Annotated in this window: 16 protein-coding genes; 14 read left to right on the plus strand and 2 right to left on the minus strand. The window is 30.5% G+C overall.

Annotated elements, in window-relative coordinates; genetic code table 11:
• The 10 genes from HZR23_RS11885 (at nt 1) to HZR23_RS11930 (ending at nt 10,235) form a co-directional block, all read left to right on the plus strand.
• Complete coding sequence (locus HZR23_RS11885; RefSeq protein WP_132849530.1) at nt 1-1,257, plus strand: BaiN/RdsA family NAD(P)/FAD-dependent oxidoreductase; 1,257 nt, start codon at nt 1-3, stop codon at nt 1,255-1,257.
• 47 nt (nt 1,258-1,304) lie between these two features.
• Nucleotides 1,305-2,012, plus strand: a complete 708-nt coding sequence (gene cmk, locus HZR23_RS11890) for a (d)CMP kinase (RefSeq protein ID WP_132849529.1) — start codon at nt 1,305-1,307, stop codon at nt 2,010-2,012.
• 82 nt (nt 2,013-2,094) lie between these two features.
• Nucleotides 2,095-2,259 carry an aspartyl-phosphate phosphatase Spo0E family protein gene (locus HZR23_RS11895; RefSeq protein WP_132849528.1) on the plus strand — a complete coding sequence of 55 codons (165 nt, stop codon included), beginning with the start codon at nt 2,095-2,097 and terminating at the stop codon, nt 2,257-2,259.
• A gap of 205 nt (nt 2,260-2,464) precedes the next feature.
• Nucleotides 2,465-3,904 carry a tRNA (N6-isopentenyl adenosine(37)-C2)-methylthiotransferase MiaB gene (gene miaB, locus HZR23_RS11900; protein ID WP_165913770.1) on the plus strand — a complete coding sequence of 480 codons (1,440 nt, stop codon included), beginning with the start codon at nt 2,465-2,467 and terminating at the stop codon, nt 3,902-3,904.
• A 203-nt stretch (nt 3,905-4,107) separates the two neighbouring features.
• A complete protein-coding gene (locus tag HZR23_RS11905) occupies nt 4,108-5,028 on the plus strand; it encodes an IS1634 family transposase (RefSeq protein WP_213050250.1) in 921 nt (306 codons plus the stop codon).
• Between the two features lie 152 nt (nt 5,029-5,180).
• Nucleotides 5,181-5,831: an IS1634 family transposase gene (locus HZR23_RS11910; RefSeq protein WP_283669810.1), complete on the plus strand. Its 651-nt coding sequence runs from the start codon at nt 5,181-5,183 to the stop codon at nt 5,829-5,831.
• Between the two features lie 275 nt (nt 5,832-6,106).
• Nucleotides 6,107-6,772, plus strand: coding sequence for a helix-turn-helix domain-containing protein (locus HZR23_RS11915; RefSeq protein WP_132849470.1), 666 nt, complete (start codon nt 6,107-6,109; stop codon nt 6,770-6,772).
• A 334-nt stretch (nt 6,773-7,106) separates the two neighbouring features.
• Nucleotides 7,107-9,089, plus strand: coding sequence for a methyl-accepting chemotaxis protein (locus HZR23_RS11920; protein WP_132849469.1), 1,983 nt, complete (start codon nt 7,107-7,109; stop codon nt 9,087-9,089).
• A 219-nt stretch (nt 9,090-9,308) separates the two neighbouring features.
• On the plus strand, nt 9,309-9,743 hold the full coding sequence (locus HZR23_RS11925) for an NUDIX hydrolase (protein ID WP_132849468.1): 435 nt from the start codon (nt 9,309-9,311) through the stop codon (nt 9,741-9,743).
• A 3-nt stretch (nt 9,744-9,746) separates the two neighbouring features.
• Entirely contained in the window at nt 9,747-10,235 is a 489-nt protein-coding gene (locus HZR23_RS11930; RefSeq protein WP_132849467.1) for a hypothetical protein, read from the plus strand.
• 152 nt (nt 10,236-10,387) lie between these two features.
• Here HZR23_RS11930 and HZR23_RS11935 read toward each other — a convergent pair whose 3' ends face one another.
• Nucleotides 10,388-11,530, minus strand: coding sequence for a DUF5050 domain-containing protein (locus tag HZR23_RS11935; protein WP_132849466.1), 1,143 nt, complete (start codon nt 11,528-11,530; stop codon nt 10,388-10,390).
• 219 nt (nt 11,531-11,749) lie between these two features.
• Between HZR23_RS11935 and HZR23_RS11940 the strand changes: the two genes are divergently transcribed.
• A complete protein-coding gene (locus HZR23_RS11940; RefSeq protein ID WP_132849465.1) occupies nt 11,750-13,489 on the plus strand; it encodes an ABC transporter ATP-binding protein in 1,740 nt (579 codons plus the stop codon).
• Nucleotides 13,490-13,581: 92 nt separating this feature from the next.
• On the opposite strand, the gene truA is transcribed toward HZR23_RS11940, so the two are convergent.
• Nucleotides 13,582-14,319: a tRNA pseudouridine(38-40) synthase TruA gene (gene truA, locus HZR23_RS11945; RefSeq protein WP_132849464.1), complete on the minus strand. Its 738-nt coding sequence runs from the start codon at nt 14,317-14,319 to the stop codon at nt 13,582-13,584.
• A gap of 137 nt (nt 14,320-14,456) precedes the next feature.
• Between truA and HZR23_RS11950 the strand changes: the two genes are divergently transcribed.
• The 3 genes from HZR23_RS11950 (at nt 14,457) to HZR23_RS11960 (ending at nt 16,250) form a co-directional block, all read left to right on the plus strand.
• Nucleotides 14,457-14,945 carry an LURP-one-related/scramblase family protein gene (locus tag HZR23_RS11950; protein WP_132849463.1) on the plus strand — a complete coding sequence of 163 codons (489 nt, stop codon included), beginning with the start codon at nt 14,457-14,459 and terminating at the stop codon, nt 14,943-14,945.
• Nucleotides 14,946-14,974: 29 nt separating this feature from the next.
• Complete coding sequence (locus HZR23_RS11955; protein ID WP_132849462.1) at nt 14,975-15,607, plus strand: flavodoxin family protein; 633 nt, start codon at nt 14,975-14,977, stop codon at nt 15,605-15,607.
• A 163-nt stretch (nt 15,608-15,770) separates the two neighbouring features.
• Complete coding sequence (locus tag HZR23_RS11960) at nt 15,771-16,250, plus strand: DUF6530 family protein (RefSeq protein ID WP_132849461.1); 480 nt, start codon at nt 15,771-15,773, stop codon at nt 16,248-16,250.
• Nucleotides 16,251-16,264 lie beyond the last annotated feature (14 nt).

The following is a 16,264-nucleotide window of genomic DNA, read 5'->3' on the forward strand; positions in this document are numbered from 1 at the left end:
ATGAAGGAAAGAACCATAGTAGTAGTTGGAGCGGGACCTGCAGGCTTGATGGCTGCAATTTCTGCTAGTCAAAATAACAATAATAATCGAGTTATTGTATTGGAGAAGAATAGTGAGGCAGGGAAAAAGCTTCTTTTAACTGGTGGGGGAAGATGTAATGTTACAAATAATTGTAATGTTGATCAGTTAATAAAAAATACAGTTACAAATGGAAAATTTCTTTTTTCTTGCTTTAATATTTTTAACAATGATGATTTAATGAAATTTTTTGAGAACTATGGTTTAAAACTTAAAATAGAAGAGGGCGGAAAGGTTTTTCCTACTTCAGATAAAGCAAGAGATGTACTATACATTTTATTAGAGACACTGGAATCAAATGGTGTAAAAATATGGTATGATTCTGAGGTCGAAAAAATAAATATTAATGAAAATGGCATTTCTGAAATAACATTAAGGAATAAAAATATTATTAAAGCAGATAGTGTAATAATTGCAACTGGTGGAATGTCCTATCCGAAAACAGGAAGTACAGGGGATGGATATAGAATAGTTAAAGAATTAGGACACGCTGTTGTGGATATTAAGCCAGGACTTGTTCCTATAGAAATTAAAGAGGGATGGATTAAGTCTCTAATGGGTATTTCTCTAGAGTCTACAAATATTGTATGTAATGTAAAGGATATAGAAAAGCCTAATAAAAAGCCTAAAACAATAAAATGGACAGGCCCTTTAATATTTACCCACTATGGTATATCTGGGCCAGCAGTTCTTAATATTTCATCTTATTTAAATAAGCATATAAATAATAGTATAATAGATATAATTATCGATATAGTGCCAAATGTTTCGGAACAGGAACTAGAAAATATATTAGTTTCAAAAGAGTTCGAGAAAAATGAAACTATTTTTAAAACTCTTTCAAAAATTCTACCTAAGAACCTTGTTACAGCTTTACTCGATGTTCTTGAACTAAATAAAGATAAGAAATTAAGTGATATTAGTAAAGAGGAAAGTAATAAAATAATAACTAACTTAAAAACTCTTAAGTTAACGCCAAAGGACCTAAGAAGCATTAGTGAGGCTATAATAACCTCAGGTGGCATATCCACGAAGGAGATAGACCCAAAAACAATGGCTTCCAAACTAGTGGAAGGTTTATATTTTGCTGGTGAAATAATTGACGTGGATGCTATCACTGGTGGCTATAACTTACAGATTGCTTTCACTACTGGTTATGTCGCAGGATTAAATGCCTAATATAATGGACGTATATTATTTTTTTCATATAGAGGAGTGAAAATTTAATGCACTATATTCAAATAGCCATAGATGGGCCCGCAGGGGCTGGAAAAAGCACAATAGCAAAAAAAATCGCTAAAAAACTAGGTATACTATATATTGATACTGGAGCCATGTATAGGGCTTTAACTTATAAAGTTGTTAAACTAAAGGTAGATATTAATAATATAGAAAAGATTAATGAAATTGCTAAAGAAACTAATATAGAGTTTCGTAATGGGATAATTTTTTTAGATGGAATAGATGTAAGTCTGGAAATTCGAAGTCAGGAAGTTACTAAGCTAGTTTCTTTTGTAGCACAAATTCCTGAGGTTAGGGTTATCTTAGTTGAACTGCAAAAAAAGGTTGCTAATAACAATCATGTTGTAATGGATGGGAGGGATATTGGCTCTAATGTATTGCCTAATGCTGATGTTAAAGTATTTCTAACGGCTTCTGTTTCAGAAAGGGCAAAAAGAAGATACTTAGAAATGCTTGAAAAAAATAGTGACTTAACATTAGCTGTTGAAGATATCGAAAAAGATATAAAGCTTAGAGATAAGATGGATAGTGAAAGAGAAGCTTCCCCTCTAATAAAAGCTAAGGACGCTATCGTATTAGATACAACCCTATTTACAATTGATCAAGTTGTAGAGGAAATTCTAAATATACTCAGCAAAAAAAATATTATTGACTATTTGACAGATACATGTATAATCGAGAACAGGGCATAATACTATAACTATAGTGTTGGACGTAGGAGCATTTGCAGTTTAGTAGCAATAAAATAATTAGAAGGGGATTGAGTTATATATAATGAGAAAAGAAAAAATCGAAGAATTAAGAAAACAGATAGAGATTATGAGGAAAGAATTAGTACAACTTTATAGTGAAGGCATGAACCAAGAGGAGATTCTTAAACTCAGTAGAGAGATGGACAAGCTAATTGTTGAATTCCAGAAGATTCTAAAAAGTGAGTAATAATATAACAAACATACATAAAATAGCATGTTATTATGAATAACTCATAAGACGTGCTTTTATTTTTATACTAGAAATTATTTCATATTTTATACTAACTAGTGTATAATAAGATGTTGTATTTTTAACAGAAAATACTTATACTAATTATTAATGTATATTTTTAATTGAAAAATTTTGTTTTAACATATAGGAGGTAAATAACTTGAGTAAATCTGAAAGGAAAAAAAGTGTTGAGCTTGATCCACAAGAACTACAGGTTCAAAGGCAAATTATTGCAAAGATGAACGAAAAGAACCTATATAATATGCAACAATCTGGAAAACAAAAAAAAGCAATGATTGTAACCTATGGTTGTCAAATGAATGAGCATGATTCGGAAAAGTTATTAGGAATGCTTAAACAAATGGCATACGAGGAAACGGACAAAAGAGAAGATGCGGATTTAATAATTTTTAATACATGTTGTGTTAGAGAGAATGCAGAACTAAAAGTCTACGGGAATATTGGAGCATTAAAGAACCTAAAAAAGAAAAACAATGATTTAAATATAGCGGTATGTGGCTGTATGATGCAACAACCTGAAATTGTTAGTTCTATAAAAAAGAAATACCCATTTGTGGACTTAGTATTTGGAACACATAATATTCATAGGTTCCCTGAGCTTCTTGCTAACTCGCAAACTTCTAATAATATGCTAGTTGAAGTTTGGGAGGAAGAGGGAGAAATTATTGAGGGTGTCCCATCCATGAGAAAATATGGACTTAAGGCCTTTGTAAATATAATGTTTGGATGTAATAACTTCTGTACTTATTGTATAGTTCCATATACAAGAGGTAGAGAACGAAGCAGAAATATGGATGATATTATAGAGGAAGTAAAAAATCTTGCTGAAAATGGTACAAAAGAGATTACTCTTTTAGGGCAAAATGTAAATTCCTATGGCAAAACATTAGAAGGAAATATACAGTTTGCAGATTTATTGTTAGAACTAAATAAGGTGGAAGGCATTGAGAGAATAAGATTCATGACTTCACATCCAAAGGATTTATCAGAACCTTTAATAGATGCAATTGCAAGTGGAGATAAGCTTTGTGAGCATATTCATTTACCATTCCAAGCAGGAAGTAATAATGTATTAAAAACTATGAATAGAGGATATACAAAAGAAAGCTACTTAGCTCTAGTTGAGAAAATTAAATCAAAGATACCTGGTGTTACATTAACAACTGATATAATTGTAGGGTTCCCCGGGGAAAGTGACGAAGACTTTGAGGATACATTAGACTTAGTTAGAAAAGTTAGATTTGATTCAGCTTTTACGTTCCTTTACTCAATAAGAAAAGGTACTCCAGCAGCGGAAATGAAAGAGCAAGTAGATGATAAAGTAAAGCATGAAAGATTTAATCGATTAGTGGATGAGGTTAATAAAATAAGTGCAGAAATTAATCAAGGCTATATTGGTAAAGTGGTAGAGGTGCTAGTAGAAGACAGAAGTAAGACAAATACAGATAAACTTATGGGAAGAACTAGACAAAACAAACTTGTTAATTTTAATGGGGATGAATCATTAATAGGCCAAATAGTAAAGGTAAAAATAATAGAATCAAAAACATTCTCTTTAAATGGAGAAGTAACTAAATAGTTATGAATAGCTAGAAACCGATAGTAATATCGGTTTTTATTATGTAGAAAATTAAAACTTAGTAAAACACTATGATAACCACTCTCGATAAATAGGACTTTATACCCTGAGTTTATAGGTTCAAAAACTAAAAAGATAATAAAACACTTGAATTTCAGGTGTTTTTTTATTGGAAATTTTGGAAATAATCGTTGTGTACTTCGATGTACTGTGATATAATAAAAGAGGGTGATTTTATGTTTATTAGAGTGACTAAGAGTCCTACAGCTAAGTATAAAAAAGTATATCTTGTTGAAGGCTACCGTGACGAAAATGGTAAATCTAAACAAAGAATTATTAAATGCTATGGCAATCTTGAAGAATTAGAGGCTAATGATCCGGATATTCTACAAAAGCTAAAAGATTCTGCTAAATTGATAACTAAAAACCAAGTAAATCTAACATTGAACCTTAGTGATAGTAACGATGATATGGAAATTGATAAGAACTATGGCTACTTTTTTCTTGAAAGACTCTATAATGAGCTTAGTTTACCTCAGTTTTTTAAATCACAAATGCGTAAAAGAAAGCATGTTTTTGACTTGAATGAAGTTTTTCAATTGCTTCTATATGGAAGAATTCTGAAACCTGCTAGTAAAAAATCAACATTTGAAAATAAAGATGAGTATTTCGAATCTTTTAAAGTAACTATAAATTCTATTTACGAGTCTCTCTCTCTAATGAAGGATATTAAAGAAGACCTACAACAACATCTTCATGAACAAGTTTCACAGATCCACGGTAGAGATACTTCACTTGTTTTCTTTGATGTAACTAACTATTACTTTGAATCAGACTTAGAAAATAATCTTAAAAAAGTTGGTATCTCTAAACAAAAAAGAACAACGCCAATCGTACAAATGAGTCTAGCAATTGATAGAGCAGGCCTACCTGTTGGGTATGATCTTTTTTCTGGTAATACCCATGATAGTACAATGCTTATTCCTGCCTTAAAGAATATGAAAAATAGATATGCTCTTGAGAGAGTAATTCTAACAGCAGACAAAGCTCTAAATAGTGGTAAAAACCTAGCTTTTCTTGTAGAAAACAATGATGGTTACATAGTTTCACAAAAGGTAAGATAAGGCTCTAAGACATTTATAAAAGAAATTCTTAAAGATGAAGGCTACGTTTATAACTCTACTAAAACTTTTAAGATTAAATCTTTCTTCAGGGAAAGAAAAACTAATAACGAAAATGGTGAGGAAATTACACTCAAAGAAAAAGTTGTATCTTTCTGGGGCTTGATTATGATGCTAGAGAAAAACACAAAAGAGAAAAATTAGAAGAAAAAATTCAAGAGTATCTTGAAAATCCTTCGAAATATAAAGCTTCTAATCGTTATGGTGTAAAAAAGTATTTAAAAGAAATAGAGATAGATACTTTTACAGGTGAAGTGGAAGATAAAAAAACGCTCTTAGAGTTTGAAGTCGCTAAGTACGAAAGAGATGTGGCCTTAGATGGGTATTATGCTCTTGTTACCAGTGAGCTTGAAATGCCTGATGAAGAAATAATTGAAAGGTATAGAGGTCTTTGGAAGATAGAAGAATCTTTTAAAGTTTTAAAGTCAGATTTAGAAGGTCGTCCTGTCTATGTTCGAAGAGAGGATAGAATAGAAGGACATTTTCTTATTTGTTTCGTAGCATTATTAATTTCGAGAATTTTAGAGAATAAACTCAAAAACAAATACTCTATTAAACGAATACAAGAGTCTCTTAGAAATGCGACGTGTAGATTTATTACCAATGGAATCTACTCACTTAATAAACAAGATGAAATTTATAGAGATATCGAAAAATTATTTGGTGTTTCTCTAAATTACAGAAATATAAGAATCGAGCAAATTCGTTCTTATAGGAAAGAAATAGTTCACAACATAAAAAAATAAAAACAAATCAGCTATGACCTAGTATTTTTAAGGTGTTTAGCTGATTTTTTGTTCTTGCAACCTATAAACTCAGGCGATAGTAATATCGGTTTTTATTATGTAGAAAATTAAAACTTAGTAAAACACTATGATAACCACTCTCGATAAATAGGACTTTATACCTATAAAAATTTGACAAATAATTACAAAATTCGACATTTTATCCTATGTTTATATTATATAATCTATAATAATGTTGCGTAAAAACACAACATTAATAATTGAGGAGATATTATATGACCTTTGGAAAATATCTTAAAAGAATAAGAAAAGGATTAATGAGCCAGAGAGAACTGGCAGAAAAAGTCGGTGTAGGTTATCCTTATATAAGTAAATTAGAGAATGATGTAGAACCACCTCCTAGTGATGATTTACTGATAAAGTTATCTGAAGCTTTATCAGTAGATGAAGAAGAAGTCTTTTCAATGGCAAACAAACTACCCCCTAATATAAGAGAGTATTTAATACAAGATATATCTGTCGTTAAAGTTGTTGAAAAGCTTAAGGAAGATCTTTTAATGAAGTTTTTAATTAGTCATTATGATGAAATATTAGAGGATAAGGAAAATCTATTTTGGTATTTTTTTAATACTAATAAAAGAACAATGCTTTTAGTTGATCCAGAAACATTACAAATTGTTAATGCCAATGATGCAGCGACTATATTTTACAATTACTCAAAATCTGAGTTAATGAACATGAAAATTTCAGAAATTAATACATTACCAAAGGAAGAAATAATTCAAGAAATAAAAAAAGCTAAACTTCAAGAACGGAACTTCTTTAATTTTAGACATAAACTTAACAATAATATTATTGTTGATGTAAAAGTTAAAAGTACCCCAATTGTTTTAGATAAAAGAATTTATCTTTGTTCAGTTATCGAAGAGGTTAAACGCTGATTATATGTACATGCATATTGTTGATTTTTTAGCACAATAAAAACTAGCTATACCCTTGGGATTTTATTTTTAACTCAATGATGAGTATATTATTTTGTTGATAATTATATTTTACTGGCTAGTGTAATATCTTTAGGAGTGCATGCATTATACTGAACAACCTTTATGCAGGCTAAAATAGACTAAGTAATAATTAAAATAAAGTAAGAATCGCAAAACCAATAATCTACTGGGAGTGATGAAAAAGTATTAATAAGGCGGCGAAAAGCGACTGTTTAAGAAAAGACACAGGGTAGAAGTAAAACAATTTATTATGACTAATGGGGGGTACTCAATGAAAAGCGTAAAAACTAAACTAATAGCCTATTTCTCAATAATTATTTTATTAGGATCAATGTCTATAGGCATACTATCTTTACAAAGGGCCAGTAGAGCATTAACTAATGAGGCTGAAACAGCATTGAAGTCTATAGCTGAGGAAGGTTCTAAACTGACTGCTAGTAGAATTGAAACACAAATGAGAACTTTAGAAATGATAGCTGGTAGACTTGATATACAAGGTATGGATTTAGATACTCAACTACCTATTCTAAATATGCAACAACAAAGAACTAATTTTTTATCTCTTGGAATTGTACAGCCGGATGGTACTACATATTATAATGATGGGACTGTAGAACAATTAGGGGATAGAGATTATATTAAAAGAGCGTTTAATGGAGAAAAAAATGTTTCTGATCTTCTGCACGAGGGCAATTCAATTTTTCTGATGTATTCTGCTCCTGTTGAGAAAGATGGGAAAATTGTTGGGGTTTTAGTAGGAAGAAGAGATGGTAATGCCTTAACTAATGTAGTAAGTACAATGGGCTATGGTAATAGTGGATATGCCTATATGATTAATAGTAAGGGGATAGTGGTAGGTCATCCGAATAAAGATTTAGTAATAAACAAATTTGATCCTATTGAGCAGTCAAAAGTAGACCAATCAGTAGCTCCAGTAGCCAATTTATTTACTAAAATACTTAATGAAAAATATGGTGTACAAGATTATTCCTTTAACGGTAATGACTTATATGCAGGCTATGCGCCTGTAAATGGATCTGACTGGTATATAGTCATTACAGCGAACCAAAGTGAAGTATTAAGAGCAATTCCTTTGTTAAGAAATGGGATTACTTTAACTGTTTTGGCTATTCTATTAATAAGTATCGTAGCAACTTATATGGTTGGTGTGTCAATTGTTAATCCGATAATTAAAATTAAGGAAAAGGCTAATAAACTAGCACAGCTAGATATTACAGAAAATGTTGAACAAAAGCTACTTGAGGGTAAAGATGAAATAGGGGATTTAGCAAGATCACTTCAAATAGTAACTGATAGCTTCAGAGGGATAATAAGTGAAATAAGAAATACAGCTGACCAAGTAGCTGCATCTTCAGAAGAACTTACAGCTTCTTCACAACAATCCACAGTAGCTACTGACGAGGTATCTAGGACGATAGAAGAAATAGCCAGGGGAGCATCGTCTCAAGCTAAGAGTACTGAAGAAGGAACATTTAAGGCTATAGAACTAGGCACTATTATTGAAAAAGACCAAAATTTCCTTAAAAACTTAAATAACGCTTCTCAAAGTGTAACTGATGTTGTATCTGAGGGATTAAGGGAAATTGAAAAGTTAGCTAAAATATCAGATGAGAGCAATAAAGAAACTCAAGAGGTTTATAAAGGAATTGTTAGAACTAATGAAAGTGCAGATAGAATAGGTCAGGCTAGTAACGTAATTGCTACAATAGCTGCTCAAACAAACTTATTAGCATTAAATGCTGCCATAGAAGCTGCTAGAGCTGGTGAACATGGAAAAGGATTCTCAGTTGTAGCTGAAGAAATTAGAAAATTGGCTGAACAGTCAACTGAATCTACTAAGACGATAGATTATGTAGTACAAGAACTTCAAATGAATTCAAAATCAGCCGTTGCTATAATGGAGAAAGTCTCTGAAATATTGAAAGAACAAACTGAGAGTGTTCAGAATAGTAAGATAAAATATTTGGCAATAGCAGATGCTATAAAGGAAGCTGAGCTAGCGGTAACGCAATTAAATGTTTCAGGAAAAGAAATTGAAAAAATGAAAGGTGAGATTCTTGAAACTATACAACACCTTGCATCGATTGCTGAAGAGAATTCAGCATCAACTCAGGAAGTTTCTTCTTCAATGGAAGAACAGAGTGCTTCAATGGAAGAAATATCTAGTGCCAGTGAAGGTCTATCTGAACTTGCAGTTAACCTACAGTCAGTTATTATGAGATTTAAAGTATAGAAATTATAGATAGAAAAGCTAGTTATAAATAATGAAAATGCCCCTAGGTAATTATTTACCTGAGGGTATTTTCAATTAATCAAAAGTATATTAATGTGAATTATGACAAATTATACTATAGTTGGTAATAAGATATAATTTATAGAATAAATCAAAGTGCTACCAATAGTGTTGATTAATGATAAATGAAGATAAAAATTAAAATTATATGGAGGGAATATGTTAGTTAAGATTTATGAACTTGGAGAAATTGAAGATAATAAATTAGAATTTGCAGCAATAAGTGCTCTTTACATGAATAAATATGTATTCGTCAAACATAAAAAAAGAGAAACCTGGGAAATACCCGGTGGGCGTAGGGAAAAAGGGGAAACTATTTGTGAAACAGGCAAGAGAGAATTGCAAGAGGAGACAGGAGCAGAGGAATTTGAAATAGAAGAAATTTGTGATTATTCTGTAACAATTGCAGACAAAACAACTTATGGAAGATTATTTTATTCTAATATTTATAAATTAGGGGAACTTCCGGACTTAGAGATAGGAGAAGTCGAACTTTTTGATAGTGTTCCTAATAAATTAACTTATCCTAAAATACAACCACTACTTCAGAAAAAAGCAATTGAAATGTGTAACAAATTAAAATTAAAGGAGTAAAAAATGAGTGAGGAATTGCATGAGAAATTAAATGGTTTTTCGAAGGAGTTTTATAATAGGTTCAAGGATACATTTAATAATATTAATGCATCCTATGAGTATATTAATAATGAATTATTAATTAAAATTAATGCTCAAAATGAGAGTTTTGGATCTATGTCGATATATTGTTCAAATGAGGAGGCCATAGTTTTTTTAGGAGAGTATTTTCATACTCACTTTAATGTGTATTTAGATAATGATGATGATTATCAAAAGCTTAGAGACGAAGTAATCTCTGAAACTTTGAATTTCGTCAAAGATGTTTTTGATGATAAAGTCGTCTTGGAGGTACAGACGTCAAAAAATAAACTGATCTGTTCATCAGTTAGATATACAGATGAGAACGAAGCATACACAAGTGTTATGCCGGTTAATGGGATACTTAGAAGAATATTTTCGATTAATGTTAAAAAATCTATAAATTTTTGGTCAAGACCATATATTAAATGATAATTTGGTATTAAGGATAATATAAACATTTGAATCCTAAGAATAAATATATTTATTTTGATAAACTACTGCTTCCTATTGGCTAGGGTGTAGTTTAGATTAATTTAAAATGAATAAAACTAATAAACTAAGTAGTATTATTATTAAGCTACTTAGTTTATCAATCTCTTTTCTTTTCTCTGTTTATCTGCTAGTGTATAGTATAGCCATTCATCTATAGCAAATAGGTCAATTGTATGACTATTATTTACACGTTCATTTTGTTGCCCATTTAGCTTTATTCTGTATAAGTAACCACCATGTGAATAATTACTATAATATATCCAGTCTCCAACTTGTGTAATAAAATAAGATCTAAAATCATTGAGTTTCCTATTTTGTGAGCCATCTAAATTCATTCTATATAATCTATCTCTATCCTTAGCATTGCTATAGTAAAGTACATTATTAAATGTAATCGCCGTATCGGCTGAGTGAAAATATGAGTACTTATTACTCGTAGATTTAGGGTAGTTATTTCTTTCCCAACTATGGGTTTTAGATAAATAATTATCATTTACTAAAAAATAATTATATGAAATATTTCCTATCCTATCTGGTTGGGGATCATTCCATGTCATATCTAAGTGATACCATTCATTATCTATTCTAACTAAATTCCATGCATGGTCATCGGTAGTTTTTCCTACTACATACATTACTTCAAACCCAAGCTCACTAAGCATTTTGTATCCTAATAGAGCATATGCTTGACAAACACCCATACCTTCTTTAAAAATGGTATATGGTGAATGTGGGCTATTTATAGTTTCGAGACTATATGAGGTATTAAGAACAATGTAATCGTTAACCGCTTTTACCTTCTCTAAAGAGCTCATATTTGGAGTAATAATTGTATTTAAAATTCTATTAATTTCAGAATTATATACATATTGTTCTTCCTTTGTAGAGTTGTAATCAACGGTAAAGTCAATAGTAACGTTATTTTTATACCCTTTATAGCCAAATTGTATATTAGATATAAAATAATATATATATGGATTTTCATTAGATATTTTATCAAAGATAAGATTTAATTCTTCATTTAGATTATTGGCAGATGAACGGTAGCCAACGTTAAATGATGTGTTGTGGCTACTAAGCTGGTCTGTTATATATGCCTGTAAGTCATCGAGATTTTCAACTGTATATGTTTCTAATCTATTTAATAGCGTAAATGAAGGCAAAGGGATAAAGGATTGAAAATTAAATGTAAATAATAATAATAGTGTAGTTAATAAAAGAAGTTTTCTCACGGTTAACCTCCAGGTAGTAAGTCTGAAAAAACAAATTTATTTCCTTAGTAGTTTAAGACCCTTTCTTTTCAATTATAGATAAAATAGTATATAATAACAACATAATGCTTTTTTTAATTTTGTATATATTTTAAAGTTTATACTATTTTTTCCACCTAATAAAATGCATAGTATAAATAATATATGTTCTAACTTAAAGTTTTAGAAAGGATGACTGTAATGCTAAGGAGATTTATAAAATACTATAAACCACATCTTCCTTTATTTATTTTGGATTTTGGTTGTGCTTTTATAATGGCAGGAATGGATTTAATATTTCCATTTGTAGTAGGTTTGATGATAGACGATATTTTACCCAATAAAGACTTAAATACAATTCTATTAGTAGGGGTTGGAATGCTATTTCTTTATATAATTCGCAGTGTTCTTCAGTATATTGTTGATTATTATGGTCATGTTTTAGGGACAAGAATGGAATTTGATATGAGAAAGGATTTGTTTGATCATTTACACAACTTATCCTTTAACTACTTTGACAATACTAAGACAGGTCACATAATGTCTAGATTGGTAAATGACTTAAATGAAATTTCAGAATTAGCTCACCATGGACCTGAGGATCTTTTCATAATAATAGTGACCTTAATTGGTGCATTTTTTATTATGTTTTTTACTCATTGGCCTTTAACACTAATAACTTTTTCAATATTACCAGTTGTCTTACTATTTGCAGTTATTAAAAACAAAAAGATGCAGGAGGCCTTTAGAAACTTAAGGTCAAAGCTAGCTGATATTAACTCACAGGTTGAAGATAGTATAGCCGGTGTTCGTGTAGTAAAATCCTTTACAAACGAAGTATATGAAGCAGATAAGTTTAAATCTGGAAACGAAAATTTTAAGAATTCCAAAGAAGATACCTTTAAAGTTATGGCAGAATTTTATGCAGGAGTCACTTATTTTGCAAACTTTATCCATCTAGTAGTTTTAATATTTGGTGGTTATTTTATATACCAGGGTACGATGACTACTGGGGCATTAATTAAGTTTTTACTTTATGTCTCTATATTCCTTCAACCAATTAAAAAACTAACAATTTTAATGGAAAATTATCAGAAGGGAATGGCCTGTTTCCATAGATTTGTAGAGACTTTGGAAATAGAACCTGAAATATTGGATAAACCTGAGGCAAAGGAAATAACCTCTGTAATTGGAGAGTTAGCATTTAATGATGTTACATTTAGCTATAATAATAGGAAATCTGTTTTACAAAACATAAGCTTTAAGGTTAAACCAGGTGAGACAGTAGCAATAGTAGGTCCTTCAGGAGCAGGAAAGACTACTTTGTGTAGCTTAATACCTAGGTTTTATGAAATAGATGGGGGTTCAATTAAGATTGACCAAGTTGATATTAAAGATATCACTCAAAAATCCTTAAGACAAAATATTGGAATAGTACAGCAAGATGTTTTCTTATTTTCTGGATCAGTCAGGGAGAATATTGCCTATGGAAAAATAGATGCAACTGATGAAGAGATAATTGTTGCGGCTAAAAGAGCAAATGCCCATAGTTTTATAATGAATTTAGAAAAAGGATATGATACGTATATTGGAGAAAGAGGAATAAAGCTTTCTGGTGGCCAGAAACAACGTCTATCAATTGCTCGTATATTTTTAAAGAATCCTCAAATTCTAATTTTAGACGAGGCTACTTCTGCCCTAGATAACGAAACAGAAAAAGTGATTCAGGAATCCTTAGCTGAACTTTCTCAAAATAGAACGACATTAATTATAGCTCATCGTCTAGCTACAATTAAAATGGCAGATAGAATCATGGTTTTAACAGAGGAAGGTATAGTTGAAGAGGGAAGTCATGATTATCTCTTAGAAAAAGATAATATATATGCTAGACTATATAAAGCCCAGTTTAGTGATATAACACAGGATATAGTATTAAGCTAGAGGGTTGTTAATAACTTAGCTTTAATAGAAAAGAGCCTTAGAAAAAATCTAAGAGCTCTTTTTATATATACAGCACATATGATATTAATTAATTAGTAGGTAACTTCTTCTAGAAAAAGGCCTTGGGCAGGAGCAGTTTTACCAGCTATAGACCTTGTCTTACTCTCGAAGATTTCATTTATATATGAAACTTTTTTCTCTTTTAGCCCTATCTCTAAAAGAGTACCTACAATAATTCTAACCATATTATGTAAGAATCCATCACCAACAAAGACAATCTTCAAAACTTTATCTTCTTTTATGAAAGATATTTCCTCTATAGTTCTTACAGTAGATTTATTTGATTTTTTTACTGATGAAAATCCAATAAAGTCATGGGTCCCAATCAAGAGATTTGCAGCCTCTTCCATTAGTTCAATATTTAAATGCTCAGGAACATTATAGCTATATTTTCTATTGAAAGCCGAGGGTATCCAATGATTCCATATGCAATAAACATATTTTTTCTTTTTTACATTGTATTGGCTATGGAATCTCTCTGGTGCTTCAGAAACTTCCTTTACTACTATGTCCTGTGGTAAATAATGATTTAAATATTTATGTATTTCTAATAAAGACTTTTCAGTCTTAACAGTGAAATTAGCTACTTGTCCCCTTGCATGAACCCCTGCATCTGTTCGTCCAGACCCAATTATTTCAATTGGTCTGCTAAATAATTCCGTAAGGACACTTTCTATTTTACCTTGGATTGTCATATCAGAATCCTTAAGTCTTTGCCACCCTTTGTATCTACTACCATCATACTCAATTAATAGTTTTATATTTTTCAATTTATCACTCCCTTGTCAATATATATGATAACATTTAATTGGGAATATATACAATTAAAGATAACAATAAATAGACTGAAATTGGATAAATTAGTATAATATATATACTGTAACTTAATAGCCTGGAGGTAGATAAATTGAAATATAAGATAAGACAAAGAATACTTAGTTTTGGAGATAATTTTACAATAAAAAATGAATTTGAAGAGGACAAGTATATAGTTAGAGGAAAGGTCTTTGCTATCGGAGATAAACTAAGAATTTATGATTTAGTTGGTAACGAATTAGTATATATTGAACAAAAAGTTTTAAGATTTATCCCAGAGTATAATTTATATTCAGGAGGTAGACATTTAGCTACCGTGAAAAAAGAATTCACATTATTAAAACCCAGGTTCAATATAACTAGTTCAATCGGAAATTACACAATAAATGGTGGTTTCTTCGGATATGATTTTGAAATCATTAAGGATGGTCGTGCTGTTGCATCTGTAAATAAAAAATGGATTTCCTTTGCTGATACCTATATAGCAGAAATAATGGAAGGTGAAGATCAGCCATTTATGCTAGCTTTAGTAATTGTAATCGATCAAGTATTACATGATAGAAACCATAATAAAAAATAAGGTTAGTATTTAAAAAAGGAGGAAAATTTATGAAGGTTGTTGCAATTAATGGAAGTCCAAAAAAAGAAGGAAATACATATCATGCAATCAATATAGTTGGAGAAGAGTTAAAAAAACAAGGTATTGAATTAGAGGTAATTAATGTAGGAATTACTTCTGTAAGAGGTTGTTTAGCCTGTGGAAAATGTGCAGAGAATCAAAATGAGAAGTGTATTATAGATGATGCTGCCAATGAGTGGATTCAAAAAATGAAAGAAGCTGAGGGAATTTTACTGGCTTCACCTGTGTATTATTCTTCAATTGCTGGGAATTTAAAAGGTTTTTTAGATAGAGCTTTTTTTGTTTCAAGTGCAAATGGTAATTTATTTAGACATAAAGTCGGGGCAGCAATTGTTGCCGTAAGACGTGCTGGTGGAATTCCAACATTTCATCAATTAAATAATTATTTAATGTACTCAGAAATGTTAGTACCTACATCAAATTATTGGAATGTAATCTATGGTAGAATGCCAGGTGAAGTTCATCAAGATGAAGAGGGCGTTCAAATAATGAAAGTTCTAGGTAAAAACATGGCATGGTTAATGAAATTAGTGAAAAATGGAAAAAGTGAAATTGAACCACCTGAAAAAGAAGTAAAAAAAGTAACAAATTTTATACGATAGGAAAACGCCGTTTAATCAGATTATGATTAGACGGTTTATTTTTTGAAAATGAGGTTGACATTGTATAATAAATGGAATAATATAGAAGCGTAGATTTACTAATTTAGTAATATACTAAACTAGTAAATTAGTAAATATATTTGTAATTAAGGAGGTTTTTTTAATGAAAATACCAACTACTTTAAAGCATAAACCAGTTATTGTGTCTGAAAACTATGAAAATGTAGATGGAAGATATGCGTACAATTCAGATGCTAAAGGACTTTCTCTAGGATTAGCCCAATGGAATGATAGAGGTAAAGTCGAGGTATCAGCTAAAGTTTGGCGATATACTGGTGAAAAATGGTCTAGACAGTCAGAGGAACTACCTTTTCATAGAGTAATTGATCTTGCAATTTTAATTTGCAGAGCAAAACTTCACTTTAAAGAAGCATATCGATATAGTAACTTATATGATGTTGATAAACCAGTTATTGATAGAGTAGGTCTACAAGGAGACGCTATGACAGTTGCTGTTTGCACTGAAAATGATAAAATAAATGAAGATATTAAATTGTTTAATCAAGCTTTAAGTGAGGATGATGAATTGCTTTCAGAAAGATTACACACTTTATCAGCTATTCTTAAGGAAATGGGTTATTAATGTATAGAAAGGAC

This window comes from Serpentinicella alkaliphila, assembly GCF_018141405.1.
Taxonomy (GTDB): Bacteria; Bacillota; Clostridia; order Peptostreptococcales; family Natronincolaceae; genus Serpentinicella; species Serpentinicella alkaliphila.